Below are 16873 nucleotides of genomic sequence, written 5' to 3'. Positions count from 1 at the left end.
AGTATACCAGCCGCTACAACACACCTGTAAGCGCGAGAAAACTGACCCAGGCGGCATCTGTAAGAGAATTTTTCTGCTAGTGTCGAGCCCATCTCAACTCGGCTCGATGACGTCGGACAGGAAAAACTCAGATGATGGATGTGCGATCCCCTTTGGCCAGCATTGGCCTGTGCGCGGCATTGCTGCTGGCCAGCGGCTGCTCCCCCAGCGACGAGCAGAAGCAGACGACCCTCGAAGAGAAAACCGCCAAATTCGAACAGTCCCTCGACAGCATCCAAGACCCCAAACTGCGTGACGCCGTCGCCGACCTCGGCGGTTCGCTGCTATTGCTGGAACGGGCGCGGGTCAAACTGGCCACCAAGCCCATCGAGGCCGAGTACGGCGAAGACAACCTGGCCCTGCTCAAGCACTACCCCACGCCCCAGGCGCTGGTGGATACCTATATCAATGGCCTGTTCGTACTGCGCAAGACTTCACACTCCGACTACCTGACGGATTTGCAGCCGGTCTTCCCGTTCAGTTTCAACATGCCCGACCAATTCCCCTTCCCCCATGGCCTGGAATGGCAGTCGGTCACCTTGAGCAACAACAAAGTCATCCCTTTCCAGCCGGAATGGTCGGAGACAGACCCCGGCATTCAGTTAAGCCCCAGCAGCTCCAACCTGACCAACCCCGATGACCTGACGGTGACCTACCCCTTCATCGACGGCATCGAGACGGAAAACAAGAGCCAACCCCAGCCTGTCACCCTAAAAGGCGCGGTCGAAGTCATCGCGCCGGGCAAGGTGCTGACGTTCGACCTGTCGAAAAAGGACGTGGGTCACAAACGCACTGAGGGCAATATCACCCTCAATTTGCTGCTGCTGGAGAAGAACTACGCCGAAATCGAGCTGACCAACAGCGAGCCACTGGCGCCGCAAGTCGGCGACGAGTCGCCAAACCCTCTGCTGGTGCAGGCGCGCGACACTACCGGGCAATTCCTCACACGCTCAGGTTCGATCAACGAAAGTGCCGCGCAAGTGGCGTTCTACGAGAAACAGTTGGCCGAGATGCAAAAGCAGAAGGCCTGGTCGGAGGGGTTCGAAAAACAACTGACGGATGAACAGAAAGCTTTCGAGCATAAGCAGGGCAGTCATTACGCCAAGGTGTATTTCAACGGCTTGATCGATACCCTGCAGGTCAACGTGATGGACTTTTCCACGGCGTCCGTTACCCGCAAGGACCTTGACTTGCCGGTGTTGCGCTTCGACAAGAACAGCCTGGAAAAGACCGTACAAGCCTTGCCGATGCCGGTCACCGTCTACGACGACAGCGCTGCCAGCTGGCTCAAAGACTCGGCAATGACCGAAGAACAACTGAAAAACAGCGTCAGCATCAGCCAGTCTGTCGAAGACGCCAGTGCCGCGCATATCGAGTTCGACCACCCTTTCACCTTTAATGACGACCTGGTCGGTGCAGAGCGCAACAGCAGCGAATCGCCGATTACCTTTTTTACGGCGGACGAAAAAGGTGAGCGCGGCGACCCCATCGAGCTGCCGACCGAAGCGTTCGAGCTGAATCCGGCCCGTGGAACTCTCACCTACGACCTCACCCTGTTCCCGGAAAACCCGGCGTTTGTGGTGGGCTCAATCCCGCTGTTTTTGGCGACTATCGAGAAAGGTGAGTTAGACGTGGCCAAGCTGCCCAAGGGCTTGTCGCTCAAGGACAATGCGCTGATCGTCGATCAGAAAGAATTCCCGGCCGACAGCTGGCGCTTCTATGCCAAGGACGCCAGTGGCCAGTACCTCAAGGAAATCCTTGGGGTGAGCCACCGCGCCGAGGAATACGGCACGGCGATGTTTGACGTGCATTATTTCTACGGCCGACCGACCGCACTGGAAAGCTACCAGCGCACCGACCTGAACACCGTGCAGTACGGCTTCGAGGTCAAGCTGGACAAGCCCGACAGCAAGTGACCGCCACTACAGCGCAAGCGGCTCATGGTTGCCATTGAGCTGCCGCAGATGGGCTTGCATATGCAGGCACCAAATCTGTGGGTCGCCCGCCACTTCATAGCCGTGCATGGTCAGGCTATCCACAATCGATTCCAGGATGGTTTGCGCCGCAAAAGGCCCATGAAACGGGCCTTGGGACTTGATGGTGGACGGCTGTTCACCGGACATTCCGGCGGCAAATAACAAGGTCCACATCCCTTTATCCCCCGCGAGAGGGCGAATGGAGCATTCGATACGGGTGACCAGGCCAAAGCACTGGCGGGTAAGACAAAGGTTGCGCGGCATGGCGGCGACCCTCGGCAGATCGGTGTTCAGCCCGGCCTGGGGCAAGGCTGTTTCTATCCAGCGACTCCTGTGAATATCCCTAAAGCAGAGAATAGAAGAAAAACCCGACAAACCAAGGCCGTAGGGACCAACGGACATTAGTCCCTCAGAAGGAAGTCAATTTAGTGACGCAACCAGTTCCAAATGTGAAAGGGGGCTTGCTCCCGATGCAGTGTGTCAGTCGACATTTACATGACTGACCTATAGCAATCGGGAGCAAGCCCCCTCCCACATGTTTGACCCGGCCTGGCCTCAGAACTCAGGTGGGCTTGGCTTCGGCCAGCGCCTGCTGCGCCAACTCCTTCTCCGCCTCTTTCAAGTCTTCCTCGCTGATCATCTCGGCAATCGCACGCAAACGCTCGACCACTCGCGCATTGACGGTCCCTTCCGGGAACTGCCCCTCGGCGTCCGGCTCACCCGCGTCTTCACCCACCAACAGGCTCAACGCCTCATCGGCCTGGCGCACCGCGTAGATATGGAACTGCCCGGCACGGACGGCCTGCAAGACCTTCTCATCAAGCATCAACGTGGCCACGTTGGCCTGAGGAATGATCGCCCCTTGCTCACCGGTCAAACCGCGCGCTTCACAGAGACGGAAGAAGCCCTCGATCTTCTCGTTGACCCCACCTACCGCCTGCACTTCACCAAACTGGTTGATCGAACCGGTGATGGCAAAACATTGCTTGAGCGGGGTTTTCGACAGGGCCGAGATCAAGGTGCACGCCTCGCCCAGGGACGCACTGTCGCCGTCCACATAACCGTAGGATTGCTCCAGCGCGATGCTCGCCGAGATCGCCAGCGGGAATTCCTGGGCATAACGGCTGCCCAGGTAACCCGTGAGGATCATCACGCCCTTGGAGTGAATCGGCTGACCGAGGTTAACCTCACGTTCGATGTCGACAATGCCGCTGCCGCCCGGGTACACCGTGGCGGAAATCCGCGCCGGTACGCCGAATGCCGAGTCTCCGACTTCCAGCACCGTCAGCCCGTTGCACTTGCCCACGGCCGCACCGGCGGTGTCGATCAGGATCACCCCGGCGAGCATGTCATCCAGGATCCGTGCCGACACGCGGCCGGTACGGGTGGCCTTGGCTTTGAGGGCGCGCTCGATATGGCCGGCATCGGTCATTTCATCGCCGGCCAGGTGGCGGATAAAGTCCGCCTCGCTCACCAGTTGAAACAAGTCACCAATACGCGCCGACAAACGGCCCTGATGCTCCGCCAGCCGCGCGCTGTAAGTCGCCAGCCGCGCCACCGCGTCCGAGGTCAACGGCGCCATGCCCTCTTCCGAGGTCCGGGTTTTGAGCAACTGAGCGAACTGCTCCAGGCTTTCGTCGACCATCGGGATGTCTTCGTCGAAATCCACCAGCACCCGGAACATCTCCTGGAAGTCCGGATCGGCGTCCTGCAGCGCGTAGTAAAGCTGGCGCGAACCGATAATGATCACCTTGACCTGCAACGGAATCATTTGCGGGTTGAGGGTCACGGTAGCCAGACGGCCCAGCTCGCCCAGAGGCGATTCCATCTTCAACTTGCGCGATTGCAGGGAGCGCTTGAGGGCGTCCCACACGAACGGCTCGCTGAGCATTTTTTCGGCTTCGAGGATCAGGAACCCGCCATTGGCACGGTGCAAGGCACCCGGTCGCAGTTGGCGATAGGTGGTGTAGAGCGCGCCCTGGTCGGTGCTGTACTCGATACGGCCAAACAGGTTGTCGTACGTCGGGTGCGGTTCAAACACCACTGGGGCGCCGCCGTTGACCGGGTGCCCAACCACCAGGCTCGGGCAGTATTGCTCTTCAAGCAGCTTGCGGGCCTGGGCGTCGGTCTTGGCGTCGTCGACCAATTGCTCGACCACAGTTTTCAGCAGGTACACCTGCATCGCCTGCAAGTAACCGCAGACAGCTGCGTTCTCGGCGTATTTTTCCGACAGTGGCGCAAGCAAAGGTTGCAGGGCCAAGGTGATGGTTTCTTCGTTGAACTGGCGCAGTTGGTTGTTGGACTCACGCTTCCACTGCGGCAGGCTGGCCAACTCCTCGTTGAGGCGCTCTTCCAGCTCGGAAATATCTGTGTGGAAACGCTCGCGATCTACTTCCGGCAGTTGCGAAAACTCGGCTTCGTCCAGCGCCTTACCGTCGAGCATCGGCGTGAACGCGATGTTGGAACTGTCGCGGTACAGCGCCACGTCCTTTTCCAAAGCCAGGCGTTCGATCACATCGAGGGCCTTGTCGTAACGCTGGTTGAACGCGCGGTCGATGGCGCTTTTGCGCTGTTGATAAGTCGGGTGCTCAAAGACCGCCGGGAAGGTGGCCACCAGGTTGTCGACCAAGCCGTTGATATCGGCAATGAACGCCGCCGCTGCACCGCCTGGCAACTCCAGGGCGCGTGGTTCGCGGGGTTCATCGAAATTATTCACATAGACCCAGTCCGCCGGGGTCTGCAGGCGCTTGCCTTCGGCCTTCAGGTAGCGTTTGACGAACGAGAAGCGACCGGTGCCCGGCTCGCCCATGACAAACACGTTGTAACCGGGGCGTGGCATGGCCACACCGAACTGCAACGCTTCAACTGCGCGTTCCTGGCCAAGCACACCGCGAAAGGGCTCCAAATCATTGGTGGTCGAGAAGCTGAACTGTTCAGCGGAAAAAGGACGAGTCAGCGCTTCGGGCGCTAGACGCAGGCTGGCAGCAACAGGATCAGGCATCGGGCTTCCTTACATCAGGCGGGGCAGATGACGGCATTCTGGCTCCCCGTTGCGCGCTCTGGCAAGGCGAGCCTTTGTGAAAGCGTAGACACCGAATGAGTCCTACAAAAAAATCGCGACATCTCTGATTGTTTTATAAAAACACACGGAACCCTTGGAACGTGCCTAAACTCCAAACTGCGCGGGTTGGACTAATAACCGATCCCTAGGGCGCTATGAAGTGCCTGAACCCTTGTCCATTGGTTTGCACACAAAGAGAACAAAGCTATGAAACGGATCCTTCTCGGTACTCTCTTCACCGTCGTCTCCCTCAATGCAATGGCTGAAGCACCAGGTGGCCCGAACTGCGGTTGGGGCAACATGTTGTTCGAAGGCCAGCGCGGCACTCCGGCTCACTTCCTGGCTTCCACCACCAACGGTACTTCGGGTAACGCCACCTTCGGCATGACCTCGGGCACCAACGGTTGCAGCACCAACAGCGCGCTGACCTACGGCGGCAAGTCCTGGATTGCCATGAATGGCATGATGAACGAGCTGTCCGAAGACATGGCCAAGGGTAATGGCGAAGCACTGACCACTTACGCGGTGGTACTGGGCGTTGCTCCGGAAGATCGCGAACACTTCGCTGCAGTGGCTCACGAACACTTCCAGCAAATCTTCAGCAAGGCCGATGTGACCGCTGAAGACGTGCACAACAACACTCTGGCTGTACTGAAAGGCGATGCCCGTCTGGCGAAATACGCTACCCAGGCTTAAGCTCGACCTGCCCGCGCCTCCCCAGGCGCGGGTTTTATTTTTGGACCCGCTTCCCCTTTGGGTCTCTCTAATTTCCGACTTAAGTTGCCCCTATGCTCAAACGCTTTGCCTGGATGGCACTCTTCGCCTGCGCCCCGCTGTACGCAGCACCGCACCTTGATGATCAACGTTTGCAGCAATTGGCCAACGATCCGTTCTGGCTTTCGCTGGGCCATTACGAAGCCGGCAAAATCAGTGGCTGGCGCAGTTATGTCAGCGAGCAGAAATTTTTCCTCGCCCCCGACGGTGCCCATCACCCGGATGCCGAACTCAAGGCCACCGTTGAAGCACTCTATGCTCCGGCCAGCCTGGGTGAAAAACACGCCCAATGCGTCTACCCCGCACGTACCCGCTGGTTAAAGGATCAGTTGCACCTGACTGACCTGCCCGCCGTGGACTGCACCGAATTCAAGCAATGGTTCAAGGACGTCTCGCCCCATAGCGCGGTGATGATTTTCCCGGCGGCCTACCTCAACAGCCCGTCCTCGATGTTCGGCCACACCCTGCTGCGTATCGACCAGGCCGACGTGCAAAGCAACAAGACCGCGCTGCTCAGCTACGCGATCAACTTCGGCGCCTATATAGAAGGCTCGGACAACAGCATTCTCTACGCCTGGAAAGGCCTGATGGGCGGCTACCCCGGTCTGTTCGCGCTGGTGCCTTACCAGGAAAAACTCTCCGAGTACCGCAGCCTCGAAAACCGCGACCTATGGGAATATCGCCTTAACCTCACCCAGGTCGAGACCGAGCGCATGGTCGAGCACGTGTGGGAGCTCAAGCAGATCCAGTTCGACTATTTCTTCTTCGACGAAAACTGCTCCTATCGCCTGCTGGAACTGCTGCAAGTGGCCCGCCCCGGCCTGCGCCTGACCGAGCAATTCCCGCTGACCGCCATTCCTACCGACACCGTCAAGGCAGTGAAGGACGCGGGCCTGGTCGAGAAGATCGACTACCGACCGTCCCGCGAGCGCGAGTTGCTGGAGCGCGCAAAGCCGCTGGACAGCGACGAGCAGCAATGGGTACTCAAGGTCAGCGATGACCAGCAGCAACTACAAGAGCCTGCTTTTAAAGCATTACCCCGCGAGCGTCAGGCCCTGATCATCGACGCCGCCTATCGCCTGGGCCGCTACCGTGCCAATGGCCTTGAACGGGACACCGCACGCTCCCAACGCAGCTTCGAACTTCTGCGCGCGATCAACCAGAACCCCGCGCCCGATCTAAAGATCACGCCTCCCGGCCTGCCGGAAAACGGCCATGAGTCGCGTACCTGGCAAGCTGGCATCGGCACCCGGGGCGACAAAGCCTTCGGTGAATACGGCCTGCGCATGGCCTACCACGACCTCAACGACAACGCCGAAGGCTTCCCCCTCGGCGCCCAGATTGAAATCCTGCAAATGAAACTGCGCCAGTACGAAGGTAACCACTGGCAATTGCAGCAACTGGACCTGGCTACCATCCGCTCCCTGACCCCACGCAACGCCCTGCTGCAACCCTGGTCCTGGCAAGTCACGGGCGGCCTGGAACGCGTGCCGGGCAAACACGACGACGAAACCCTGGTCGCCCACGTCAACGGCGGCGCTGGCGGCACCTGGCAACTACGCGACGACATGCTCGGCTTCGCCCTCGGCACCGTGCGCGTGGAACACAACAACGACTTCAACGAAGCCATCTCCCCCGCAGCCGGCTTCAACACCGGCGTGCTGTGGAAAAACCCGCTGGGCAACTTGAGCCTGGAAGCCAAGGGCGATTTCTTCACCAATGGTGAAGTGCGGCGCAGCATCAGCCTCAACCAACAGTGGGAACTGTCCCGTAACCTGGGCCTGCGCCTGAGCGCACAGCGCGAGTACAGCCACCTGTCGACGCCAGTGAATGAAGTGATGCTTGAAGTGAAGTGGTATCACTACTGACCAAAGCCTGGCGAAAATCAAAAATGTGGGAGCGGGCTTGCCCCGATGGCGGTGTTTCAGTTAAGTATTGATTGACTGACACTCTGCTATGGGTAGCAAGCCACCTCCCATATTTTGTTAGCATCGCCCACACAATCAGGAGTTCACTCGACATGGCCGTTACCTGCACCACCCTTGAAGACGTTCGAAACAACATCGACCGCCTCGACCAGCAAATCGTCACCCTGCTGGCCGAACGAGGCCGCTACGTATCACAGGCAGCACGCTTCAAAAAAGACACCGATGGCGTCAAGGCCCCACAGCGGGTTGAGCAGGTGATCGCCAAGGTGCGGGAATTATCGGAGACCGTGGGCGCAAACCCCGAGGTAACCGAGCAGGTCTATCGCGCAATGATTGCGGCATTCATTGAGCAGGAATTGGCGGAACACAGGGCTTTGGCGAACAGCCAGGCCACATAGTCTTTTGTGGTGAGGGAGCCCAGCTTCCTCATCACCGGTTCGGCACTCACCGACCGATCTCATCGTGCTCCACACCTTTCTCACACCCCTTTCACACCTCCCCGACAAATCCCTATCTAGACTTCCCCTATCAGCCGTTAAACGGCCAGGGAGCAAGCAATGTGGCGGTATGCAGTAATACTGTGTGCGATGGTGTGGCTGGCGGGTTGTCAATCGACTCATCAGGAATTGCTGGCCAGAGGTTATCCACCGGCCTTCGCCGATGGATTTGACGATGGCTGCAGCAGCGGTCGCCAGGCCGCCGGGGTGATTTCCGGGGAGTTTCGCAAAAATGTCCCGCGCTACCTGAAAGACCGGACATACGCCGAAGGCTGGGAGGACGGCTTTCGCCAGTGCAAGGCCATGCGTGAAAACGAAGAACTGCGCGACTACAAGGACAATCACTGGGACGACCGTGAGCGCGCCTGGCAGCACGAGAAGGATCGCGATGCCGCTCGGGCCTATCGCTCGCAATAGGTCGCTTTCAGACATCCATCGAAACTAAAGCGCAGCGAACATGGCCCAAGCTCCATAGAGGGAGAACGTCATGAGCCGAGCTTTTGTAAATGAGGATAACGCCGCCGCCCAGGCTGATCAGCCAGTGGAGCGTCAGGTCAGTGAGCAACCCAATCACTTGACCGCGCAAGGGCTGGCGCAGTTACAGGCCAAGGTTGCGCAGTTGAAGGCTGAGCACAGTGCCGAATCTGCCAAGGGTGAGCAGGCCGATAAGCAGCGCCAGGCCGATCTTGAGCGGGATTTACGCTACTTCAACCAACGCGTCCAGAGCGCCCAGGTCGTGGCGCTGGCCACCGGCACCGACAAGGTGCAGATCGGCAGCTGGGTGACCTTCGCCAATGAGCATGACGAGCAACAGCGCATCCAGTTAGTCGGTGAAGACCAGGCCGACGCCAGCACAGGCCTGATCAACTGGGGTTCACCCCTGGGCCGCGCGTTGCTGGGCGCCCAGGTGGGTGATGAGGTGCTGTGGAAGCGCCCCGTTGGCGATCAACTGATCGAGGTGCTGCGTATCGAAGCCGAGACCTAGACGATGCCTTGGGCCAGCATCGCGTCGGCGACTTTCACGAAGCCTGCGATGTTCGCGCCCTTCACGTAGTTGATGCGGCCGTTTTCTTCGCCGTAGTGCACGCAAGCGTGGTGGATCGACTGCATGATGTTGTGCAGCTTGCTGTCCACTTCACCAGCGGTCCACAGCAAGCGCATGGCGTTCTGCGACATTTCCAGGCCACTCACCGCCACGCCGCCGGCATTGGATGCCTTGCCCGGTGCGAACAGAATGCCCGCCTCGATAAAGATATCCACAGCCTCAAGCGTTGTAGGCATGTTGGCGCCTTCGGCCACGCAAATACAGCCGTTGCGCAGCAAGGTGCGGGCGGCGTCGGCGCCGAGTTCATTCTGGGTGGCGCATGGCAGGGCGATATCGCAGGCCAGGTCCCACGGCGTTTGCCCCTTGCGGAACTCCAGGCCGAAACGCTCGGCCAGTTCGCTGATGCGCCCACGCTGAACGTTTTTAAGCTCCAGCAGCGCCGACCACTGTTCTTCGGTCAAACCACTTTCGGCGTACAGGGTGCCTTCGGAGTCAGACAAGGAAATCACCTTGCCGCCCAGGTCCATCACCTTGCGCGCCGCGTATTGGGCGACGTTGCCTGAGCCGGAGACCGCCACACGCTTGCCCTCGACCCGTTTACCGTCGCGCTTGAGCATCTCTTCGGCGAAGTACACGCAACCAAAACCGGTCGCTTCCGGACGGATCAGACTGCCGCCGTAGGTCATGCCTTTGCCGGTCAACACGGAGGTGAACTGGTTGCTCAGGCGCTTGTACTGGCCAAACAGGAAGCCGATCTCACGTGCACCCACGCCGATATCGCCAGCCGGCACATCCACATCCGCACCGATATGGCGGTACAGCTCGCTCATGAATGCCTGGCAAAAACGCATGACTTCGGCGTCGCTCTTACCTTTTGGATCAAAGTCCGAGCCGCCTTTGCCGCCGCCCATTGGCAACGAAGTCAGGGAGTTCTTGAAGGTCTGTTCGAAGGCGAGGAATTTCAGCACGCCCAGGTTCACCGACGGGTGGAAACGCAGGCCACCTTTGTAGGGACCGATGGCGCTGTTCATCTGGATACGGAAACCGCGATTGACCTGGACCTTGCCGTGATCATCGACCCACGAAACCCGGAACGTTATCGCTCGTTCCGGCTCGCAGATGCGCTCCAAAATACCCGAGGTCAGGTAATGGGGATTGGCTTCAAGAAACGGCCACAGACTGCGTAGGACTTCTTCTACAGCCTGGTGGAATTCTGGCTGGTCTGGGTCGCGTTTTTTGAGGCGGGCAAGGAAGGATTCGACGGATTCGATCATGAAAAGTCTCGGCAAATTGATTGTTTTTAAGGGAGATTGAGCCGGACTTTATCAATTCATGTCGCACCGCGACAGGGCAAAATGTCGCTTTTGTGAATTTAAATGGTGCATTGGATATAAATAAACACAGGAAACAGGGGTTTTTCGCACCTAAAAGGGGATTGCCAAGGCGGGTTACGCACCAGTCGGGAAATAGCTATCGGGGGCTTGCTCCCGATAGGGCCATCAAAAACACTGCAAAACCCCAGCGCAAAAAAAAGCGGAGCCCGAGGGCCCCGCTTTTTTCAACCAGCCGGATCAGGCCAGTTTTTTGTGCCGTACACGGTGCGGCTGGGCAGCAGCTTCGCCCAAACGCTTTTTACGGTCCGCTTCGTACTCGGTGTAGTTACCTTCGAAGAACACCGCTTGGGAGTCGTCTTCGTACGCCAGGATGTGGGTCGCGACGCGGTCAAGGAACCACCGATCGTGAGAGATCACAATGGCGGCGCCAGGGAAGTCCAGCAGGGCTTCTTCCAGGGAACGCAGGGTTTCAACGTCGAGGTCGTTGGACGGTTCGTCGAGCAGCAGCACGTTGCCGCCCTCTTTCAAGGTCAGGGCCAGGTGCAAGCGACCGCGCTCACCGCCGGACAAGTCCTTGACGAACTTCTGCTGATCGCCGCCCTTGAAGTTGAAGCGGCCAACATAGGTGCGCGACGGAATTTCATAGTTGCCGATGCGGATCTGGTCAGAGCCGTCGGAGATTTGCTGGAACACGGTCTTGCTGCCGTCGAGGTCATCACGGCTCTGGTCCACACAGGCCAGTTGCACGGTTTCGCCAATCTCGATGCTGCCCGAATCCGGGGTTTCCTTGCCCATCAGCATGCGGAAAAGGGTGGATTTACCCGCACCGTTACCGCCGATAACGCCGACGATCGCGCCTTTTGGCATGGAGAACGACAGGTTGTCGATCAACACGCGGTCGCCATAGCCTTTGGAAACGTTCTTGAATTCGATGACCTTGTCACCCAGGCGCGGACCGGCCGGGATATAGATCTCGTTGGTTTCGCTGCGCTTTTGGAATTCCTGGGACTGCATTTCTTCGAAGCGTTGCAGACGTGCCTTGGATTTGGACTGGCGGGCCTTGGCGCCTTTGCGCACCCACTCCAGTTCTTCCTTCATGGCTTTTTCATGGGCCGATTGCTGCTTGGATTCGGCGGCCAGACGATCGGACTTGGCTTCCAGCCAACCGGAGTAGTTGCCCTCGTACGGGATACCGGCGCCACGGTCGAGCTCAAGAATCCAGCCGGCCACGTTGTCCAGGAAGTACCGGTCGTGCGTGATCGCAACCACGGTGCCCGGGAAATCGTGAAGGAAATGTTCCAGCCAGGCGACGGAGTCGGCGTCCAAGTGGTTGGTTGGTTCGTCGAGCAGCAGCATGTCGGGGGCCGACAGCAGCAGGCGGCACAGGGCCACACGACGCTTTTCACCACCGGACAGGAATTCGACCTTGGCGTCCCAAGCCGGCAAGCGCAGCGCATCGGCGGCGACTTCCAGTTGGCGTTCCAAGTTATGACCGTCACTGGCCTGCAGAATGGCTTCGAGCTTGGCCTGTTCGGCGGCCAGCTTGTCGAAGTCGGCATCCGGCTCGGCGTAGGCGGCGTAGACTTCGTCCAGGCGCGCCTGGGCGTTTTTGATCACGCTGACCGCTTCCTCAACCACTTCACGCACGGTCTTGGTTGGGTCCAGGATTGGTTCCTGCGGCAGGTAGCCGATGTTCAGTTCCGGCATCGGGCGGGCTTCGCCTTCGAACTCGGTGTCGACGCCGGCCATGATTTTCAGCAACGTGGACTTACCCGAACCGTTGAGGCCGAGCACGCCGATTTTGGCGCCGGGGAAGAAGGACAGCGAAATATTTTTCAGGATTTCCCGCTTCGGCGGAACAACTTTTCCCAGCCGATGCATGGTGAAGACGTATTGAGCCATGGTGAACCTAGCGTCAGTGACTGATGAATTAAGCGGGCGAAGCCCGTGCCAAGCCATGCGCCGCGCGGGCCGTTGACTATCATCAATGCCAGCGAGCGAAAAAAGCCTGAGTATCTGGGGCTGGAACGCCCCCGCGTAACCGGCAAAGCTACCTCAATGCGCTTGGTCAGTCCAGCCAAGCAGGGCTGGCACTTTGCCACAAGTCAAGGCATGCTAGCCGCCCTCCGGGCGTCCGGCTTATAGTGCACGTCGCGCGCCAGTCCAGCCAAACCGCAGGATCACAGCTTGTCCAAAGTCACGCCGCCAACTCCCTTGCGCGCCGCTCATATAGCGCCGGGAGCGCCCCTGCACGGCACCCTCAAAGGCGCATTGGCGACGCTCGTCCTCATGCTGCTCGCCTTATTGTTCTGGCAACTGCTGGACCAACTGCAGCAAAACCAGAAAAACCAGCAGCAATACACCATCGACTACAGCGCCGACCTGGCTGAGCAGATCAGCCTGAACATGGCCCTGAGCGCAAAAATCGCCTTGAACCTGCTACCGATGGTCGAGCCGCCGCGCGACATTGAACAGCAACAGGCCCTGACGCGCACGCTGCAGCGCTCGCTGCCGGAGCTGCGCAGTATCGCCCTGCTCGCGCCCAGCGGCGCGATGATCAGTGACAGCGCCAACGACAGCCAGGACAGCGCCTGGCTGGAAGAACTGGTGCAGCGCAGCCACGGCCAACCGTATTACCTGAGCAATAACGAAGACGGCACCATCATCTATCTGCTGCTGCACCAGCCCAGCGGCGGCTCAAGAATGTACTGGGCGCTGCGCCTGGCACCTAACTACTTGGTCAACCTGACCCGCCAGGACAGTCAGGGCCAGCGCCCCATGTGGGCCATCGAGAACAGCCTGAACCACCGCGTCGTCAGCCGTGACAGTGGCATGCCGGCGCAATGGTCCAGTGCCCTGACCCCGGATGACTTGAATAAAAGCGTGCTGGTCACCCCCCTGAGCAAAAGCGACTGGCAGTTGCGCGGGATGTTTGACCGCGCAGCCGTGCTGGAACAACTGCTGCCGGCGTTTATCGGCAAATGCCTGTTGGGCCTGGCCTTCTCGCTGATCCCCGTAATCGTGCTGCTGAATATGCGTCGCCGCCAGCGCCAGGTGCATGAAGGCCGGCGGCGTTATCAGGATATTTTCGAAGGTACCGGCGTCGCCCTGTGCGTCCTGGACCTGTCAGGCCTGAATGCGTTTTTTGCCAAGACGCACTTGCAGACCCGCGAACACCTTCACGCCTGGCTGCAAAACAAACCTGAAGAATGCAGGCAACTGCTCGCCGAGCTGCGCATCACCGAGATCAACCAAGTGGCGGTGCGCCTGCTCAACGTGGACTCGTGCGAGAAGGCTTGGGAGCGGCTGATCGATGATTGCCCACGCAACAGCACGTCCATCGGCCATCAAATACTCGAAGCGGTCCTGACCCAGCAGAGCCAGCTTGAACTGGAGATCCAGCTCAATGATGTGGTCGGCAACGAGCAATACCTGTGGCTGGTGATGCGCCTGCCGGAGCAGCAGGACGATTTCAAGGCGGTGATCCTCAGCATCAGCGACATCACCAGCCGCAAGCTGATCGAACTGTCGCTGGTGGAGCGTGAGAGTTTCTGGTCGGACGTGGTGCGCACCGTGCCTGATCACCTGTATGTGCAGGACGTGGTCAGCCAGCGCATGATTTTCAGCAACCACCATTTGGGGCAAACCCTCGGCTACGTAAAGGCCGAACTGCAGCAAATGGGCGAGTACTTCTGGGAAATCCTGCTTCACCCTGAAGACGCCGAGTATTACCACGATTTGCGCCAGCGACAGCGCCAGGCTGGCTACGCGACGCAGTTGCACTGCCAGTTGCGCTTCCGCCATCGCAATAACCAATGGCGACGCTTTGATATTCGTGAGCAGGCCCTGGCCCGTGATAAAACGAGCCAAGTCACCCGCATCATTGGCGTCGCCAAAGACATCACCGACCAGATCGAAGCCAGCGAATCCCTGCGCGACAGCGAACAGCGCTATCGCATGCTCGCCGAAAGCATCAGTGACGTGATCTGCTCCACCGACAGCAAACTGGCCCTCAACTACATCAGCCCGTCGGTCAGTGCGGTGCTGGGTTATGAAGTGGACTGGGTGTTCAAGAATGGCTGGCAGTCGATTATCGCCAACCCAGCGCAATTGGCGGGTATTTACAGCCTGATGGAACAGGTCAGCCGTGCGCTGGGCGACACCGATGCGCTCAATAAGCTGCGCGATGAAGTGCAGACCCAGCTGTTCCTGTTTGACTGCCTGCGCGCCGACGGGCGTAAAGTGCCGATCGAACTGCGCCTGGTACTGGTGTGGGACGAGCATGGCGCCTTCGAGGGCATTCTGGGCGTAGGCCGCGATATCAGCCAACAACGCCGCGCCGAGAAAGACCTGCGCATGGCGGCCACGGTATTTGAGCATTCCACCTCGGCGATCCTGATCACTGACCCGGCGGGCTATATCGTGCAGGCCAACGAGGCATTCAGCCGAGTCAGCGGCTACGAAGTGGCGGACGTACTCGACCAGTTGCCGAACATGCTGACCGTGGATGAACAGCAGGAAGCCCACCTGCGCTACGTACTCAAGCAATTGCACCAGCACAGCACCTGGGAAGGCGAAGTGTGGCTCAAGCGCCGCAACGGCGAGCACTACCCGGCGTGGGTCGGCATTACCGCCGTGTTCGACGACGAAGGCGACCTCGCCAGTTACGTATGCTTCTTCAGTGATATCAGCGAGCGCAAGGCCAGCGAGCAGCGTATTCACCGCCTGGCGTATTACGACGCCCTGACCCACCTGCCCAACCGCACACTGTTCCAAGACCGCCTGCACACCGCGTTGCAGTCTGCCGAGCGGCAGAAGTCGTGGGTGGTGCTGATGTTCCTCGACCTTGACCGCTTCAAGCCGATCAACGACTCCCTTGGACACGCCGCCGGCGACCGCATGCTCAAGGAAATGGCCACTCGCCTGCTCGGCTGCGTGGCCGAAGACGACACCGTCGCGCGCATGGGCGGTGACGAATTCACCTTGCTCCTGCAACCACGGGTCAGCCGTGAAATGGCGCTGAACCGCGCGATTCACGTGGCCGAACAGATCCTCGCCAGCCTGGTGAAACCCTTTGTGCTGGAAGGCCGCGAGTTCTTTGTGACCGCCAGTATCGGCATCGCCCTCAGCCCTCAGGACGGCAACGAGCTGAGCCAACTGATGAAAAACGCCGACACCGCCATGTATCACGCCAAGGAACGCGGCAAGAACAACTTCCAGTTCTACCAGGCCGACATGAACGCCAGCGCCCTGGAACGCCTGGAGCTGGAAAGCGACCTGCGCCACGCCCTGGAGCAGAACGAATTCGTGCTTTATTACCAGCCGCAGTTCAGCGGTGATGGCAAACGCCTGACCGGCGCCGAAGCCCTGCTGCGCTGGCGCCATCCGCGTCGCGGGCTGGTGCCGCCGGGGGACTTTATTCCGGTGCTGGAAGAGTTGGGCCTGGTGGTGGACGTGGGCGACTGGGTGATCAGCGAAGCCTGCCGCCAGCTCAAGACCTGGCATCAAAACAAGGTGCGCGTGCCGAAAGTCTCGGTGAACATCTCGGCGCGGCAGTTCTCCGACGGCCAACTGGGCACCCGCATTGCCACCATCCTCAAAGACACAGGCCTGCCGCCGGCGTGCCTGGAGCTGGAGCTGACCGAAAGTATCCTGATGCGCGAAGTCAACGAAGCCCTGCACATCCTCGACAGCCTGAAAAACCTGGGCCTGAGCATTGCGGTGGACGATTTTGGCACGGGCTATTCATCGCTCAACTACCTCAAGCAGTTCCCCATCGATGTGTTGAAAATCGACCGCACCTTCGTCGATGGCCTGCCGTCCGGCGAACAGGACGCGCAGATCGCCCGGGCGATTATTGCCATGGCCCACAGCCTCAACCTGGCGGTAATCGCCGAGGGCGTGGAAACCCATGAGCAGTTGGATTTCCTGCGCGAGCATGGCTGCGATGAGGTGCAGGGTTATCTGTTCGGACGACCGATGCCGGCGAATCGGTTCGAGGCGCAGTTCAGCAATGATGCCCTCTTCATGTTCGACTGACGGTTTGTGGTGAAGCCACTGGCCTCATCGGGGGCAAGCCCCCTCCCACAGGGGGAATGCGTTTCAAATGTGGGGGGACTTACCCCCGATGAGTCCGGCAATGACACCGCTCATCCCTAAGTGAATCCCACTTGTCCGCGACTTGATGTCCTTTCATATGCCATCTAAAACCCATTGGGT

11 protein-coding genes are annotated in these 16873 nt (G+C 59.4%); 7 read left to right on the top strand and 4 right to left on the bottom strand.

Going from position 1 to position 16873, the window contains the following annotated elements:
* Positions 1–131 precede the first annotated feature (131 nt).
* Positions 132–1955 carry a hypothetical protein gene (locus ACKZ62_RS03495; protein ID WP_099603243.1) on the top strand — a complete coding sequence of 608 codons (1824 nt, stop codon included), beginning with the start codon at positions 132–134 and terminating at the stop codon, positions 1953–1955.
* Between the two features lie 6 nt (positions 1956–1961).
* On the opposite strand, the gene ACKZ62_RS03490 is transcribed toward ACKZ62_RS03495, so the two are convergent.
* Positions 1962–2279, bottom strand: coding sequence for a PA4575 family protein (locus tag ACKZ62_RS03490; RefSeq protein WP_447096324.1), 318 nt, complete (start codon positions 2277–2279; stop codon positions 1962–1964).
* 298 nt (positions 2280–2577) lie between these two features.
* The gene (locus tag ACKZ62_RS03485; RefSeq protein ID WP_032884683.1) at positions 2578–5016 is read right to left on the bottom strand and encodes a Lon protease family protein; all 2439 of its coding nucleotides are present in this window, start codon (positions 5014–5016) and stop codon (positions 2578–2580) included.
* A 267-nt stretch (positions 5017–5283) separates the two neighbouring features.
* On the opposite strand from ACKZ62_RS03485, the gene ACKZ62_RS03480 reads away from it, so the two are divergent.
* The 5 genes from ACKZ62_RS03480 (at position 5284) to ACKZ62_RS03460 (ending at position 9260) form a co-directional block, all read left to right on the top strand.
* Positions 5284–5772 carry a DUF3015 domain-containing protein gene (locus ACKZ62_RS03480; protein ID WP_027605327.1) on the top strand — a complete coding sequence of 163 codons (489 nt, stop codon included), beginning with the start codon at positions 5284–5286 and terminating at the stop codon, positions 5770–5772.
* Positions 5773–5864: 92 nt separating this feature from the next.
* A complete protein-coding gene (locus tag ACKZ62_RS03475; protein ID WP_032884682.1) occupies positions 5865–7718 on the top strand; it encodes an Lnb N-terminal periplasmic domain-containing protein in 1854 nt (617 codons plus the stop codon).
* A 152-nt stretch (positions 7719–7870) separates the two neighbouring features.
* Positions 7871–8176, top strand: coding sequence for a chorismate mutase (locus ACKZ62_RS03470; RefSeq protein ID WP_401383336.1), 306 nt, complete (start codon positions 7871–7873; stop codon positions 8174–8176).
* A 159-nt stretch (positions 8177–8335) separates the two neighbouring features.
* Entirely contained in the window at positions 8336–8692 is a 357-nt protein-coding gene (locus ACKZ62_RS03465) for a hypothetical protein (protein WP_032884679.1), read from the top strand.
* A 70-nt stretch (positions 8693–8762) separates the two neighbouring features.
* Positions 8763–9260: a GreA/GreB family elongation factor gene (locus ACKZ62_RS03460; RefSeq protein ID WP_032884678.1), complete on the top strand. Its 498-nt coding sequence runs from the start codon at positions 8763–8765 to the stop codon at positions 9258–9260.
* On the opposite strand, the gene gdhA is transcribed toward ACKZ62_RS03460, so the two are convergent.
* The gene (gene gdhA / locus ACKZ62_RS03455) at positions 9257–10594 is read right to left on the bottom strand and encodes an NADP-specific glutamate dehydrogenase (protein ID WP_032884677.1); all 1338 of its coding nucleotides are present in this window, start codon (positions 10592–10594) and stop codon (positions 9257–9259) included. The genes ACKZ62_RS03460 and gdhA overlap by 4 nt on opposite strands.
* Before the next feature lie 297 nt (positions 10595–10891).
* Positions 10892–12556: an energy-dependent translational throttle protein EttA gene (gene ettA, locus ACKZ62_RS03450; RefSeq protein ID WP_032884676.1), complete on the bottom strand. Its 1665-nt coding sequence runs from the start codon at positions 12554–12556 to the stop codon at positions 10892–10894.
* Positions 12557–12841: 285 nt separating this feature from the next.
* Between ettA and ACKZ62_RS03445 the strand changes: the two genes are divergently transcribed.
* A complete protein-coding gene (locus ACKZ62_RS03445; protein WP_447096323.1) occupies positions 12842–16693 on the top strand; it encodes a sensor domain-containing protein in 3852 nt (1283 codons plus the stop codon).
* The last annotated feature ends 180 nt before the right edge of the window (positions 16694–16873 follow it).

The organism is Pseudomonas sivasensis (genome assembly GCF_052938085.1).
Note: the sequence above shows the minus strand (reverse complement) of the source record. Positions and strands in the feature narration are given on the sequence as shown.

What these genes read in the sequence shown, in the direction of transcription:
- ACKZ62_RS03465 (WP_032884679.1), top strand. Translation starts at nt 8,336, where the DNA reads ATGTGGCGGTATGCAGTAATACTGTGTGCGATGGTGTGGCTGGCGGGT.
- ACKZ62_RS03495 (WP_099603243.1), top strand. Translation starts at nt 132, where the DNA reads ATGATGGATGTGCGATCCCCTTTGGCCAGCATTGGCCTGTGCGCGGCA.
- ACKZ62_RS03475 (WP_032884682.1), top strand. Translation starts at nt 5,865, where the DNA reads ATGCTCAAACGCTTTGCCTGGATGGCACTCTTCGCCTGCGCCCCGCTG.
- ACKZ62_RS03490 (WP_447096324.1), bottom strand. Translation starts at nt 2,279, where the DNA reads ATGCCGCGCAACCTTTGTCTTACCCGCCAGTGCTTTGGCCTGGTCACC.
- ACKZ62_RS03485 (WP_032884683.1), bottom strand. Translation starts at nt 5,016, where the DNA reads ATGCCTGATCCTGTTGCTGCCAGCCTGCGTCTAGCGCCCGAAGCGCTG.
- ACKZ62_RS03460 (WP_032884678.1), top strand. Translation starts at nt 8,763, where the DNA reads ATGAGCCGAGCTTTTGTAAATGAGGATAACGCCGCCGCCCAGGCTGAT.
- ACKZ62_RS03470 (WP_401383336.1), top strand. Translation starts at nt 7,871, where the DNA reads ATGGCCGTTACCTGCACCACCCTTGAAGACGTTCGAAACAACATCGAC.
- ettA (WP_032884676.1), bottom strand. Translation starts at nt 12,556, where the DNA reads ATGGCTCAATACGTCTTCACCATGCATCGGCTGGGAAAAGTTGTTCCG.
- gdhA (WP_032884677.1), bottom strand. Translation starts at nt 10,594, where the DNA reads ATGATCGAATCCGTCGAATCCTTCCTTGCCCGCCTCAAAAAACGCGAC.
- ACKZ62_RS03480 (WP_027605327.1), top strand. Translation starts at nt 5,284, where the DNA reads ATGAAACGGATCCTTCTCGGTACTCTCTTCACCGTCGTCTCCCTCAAT.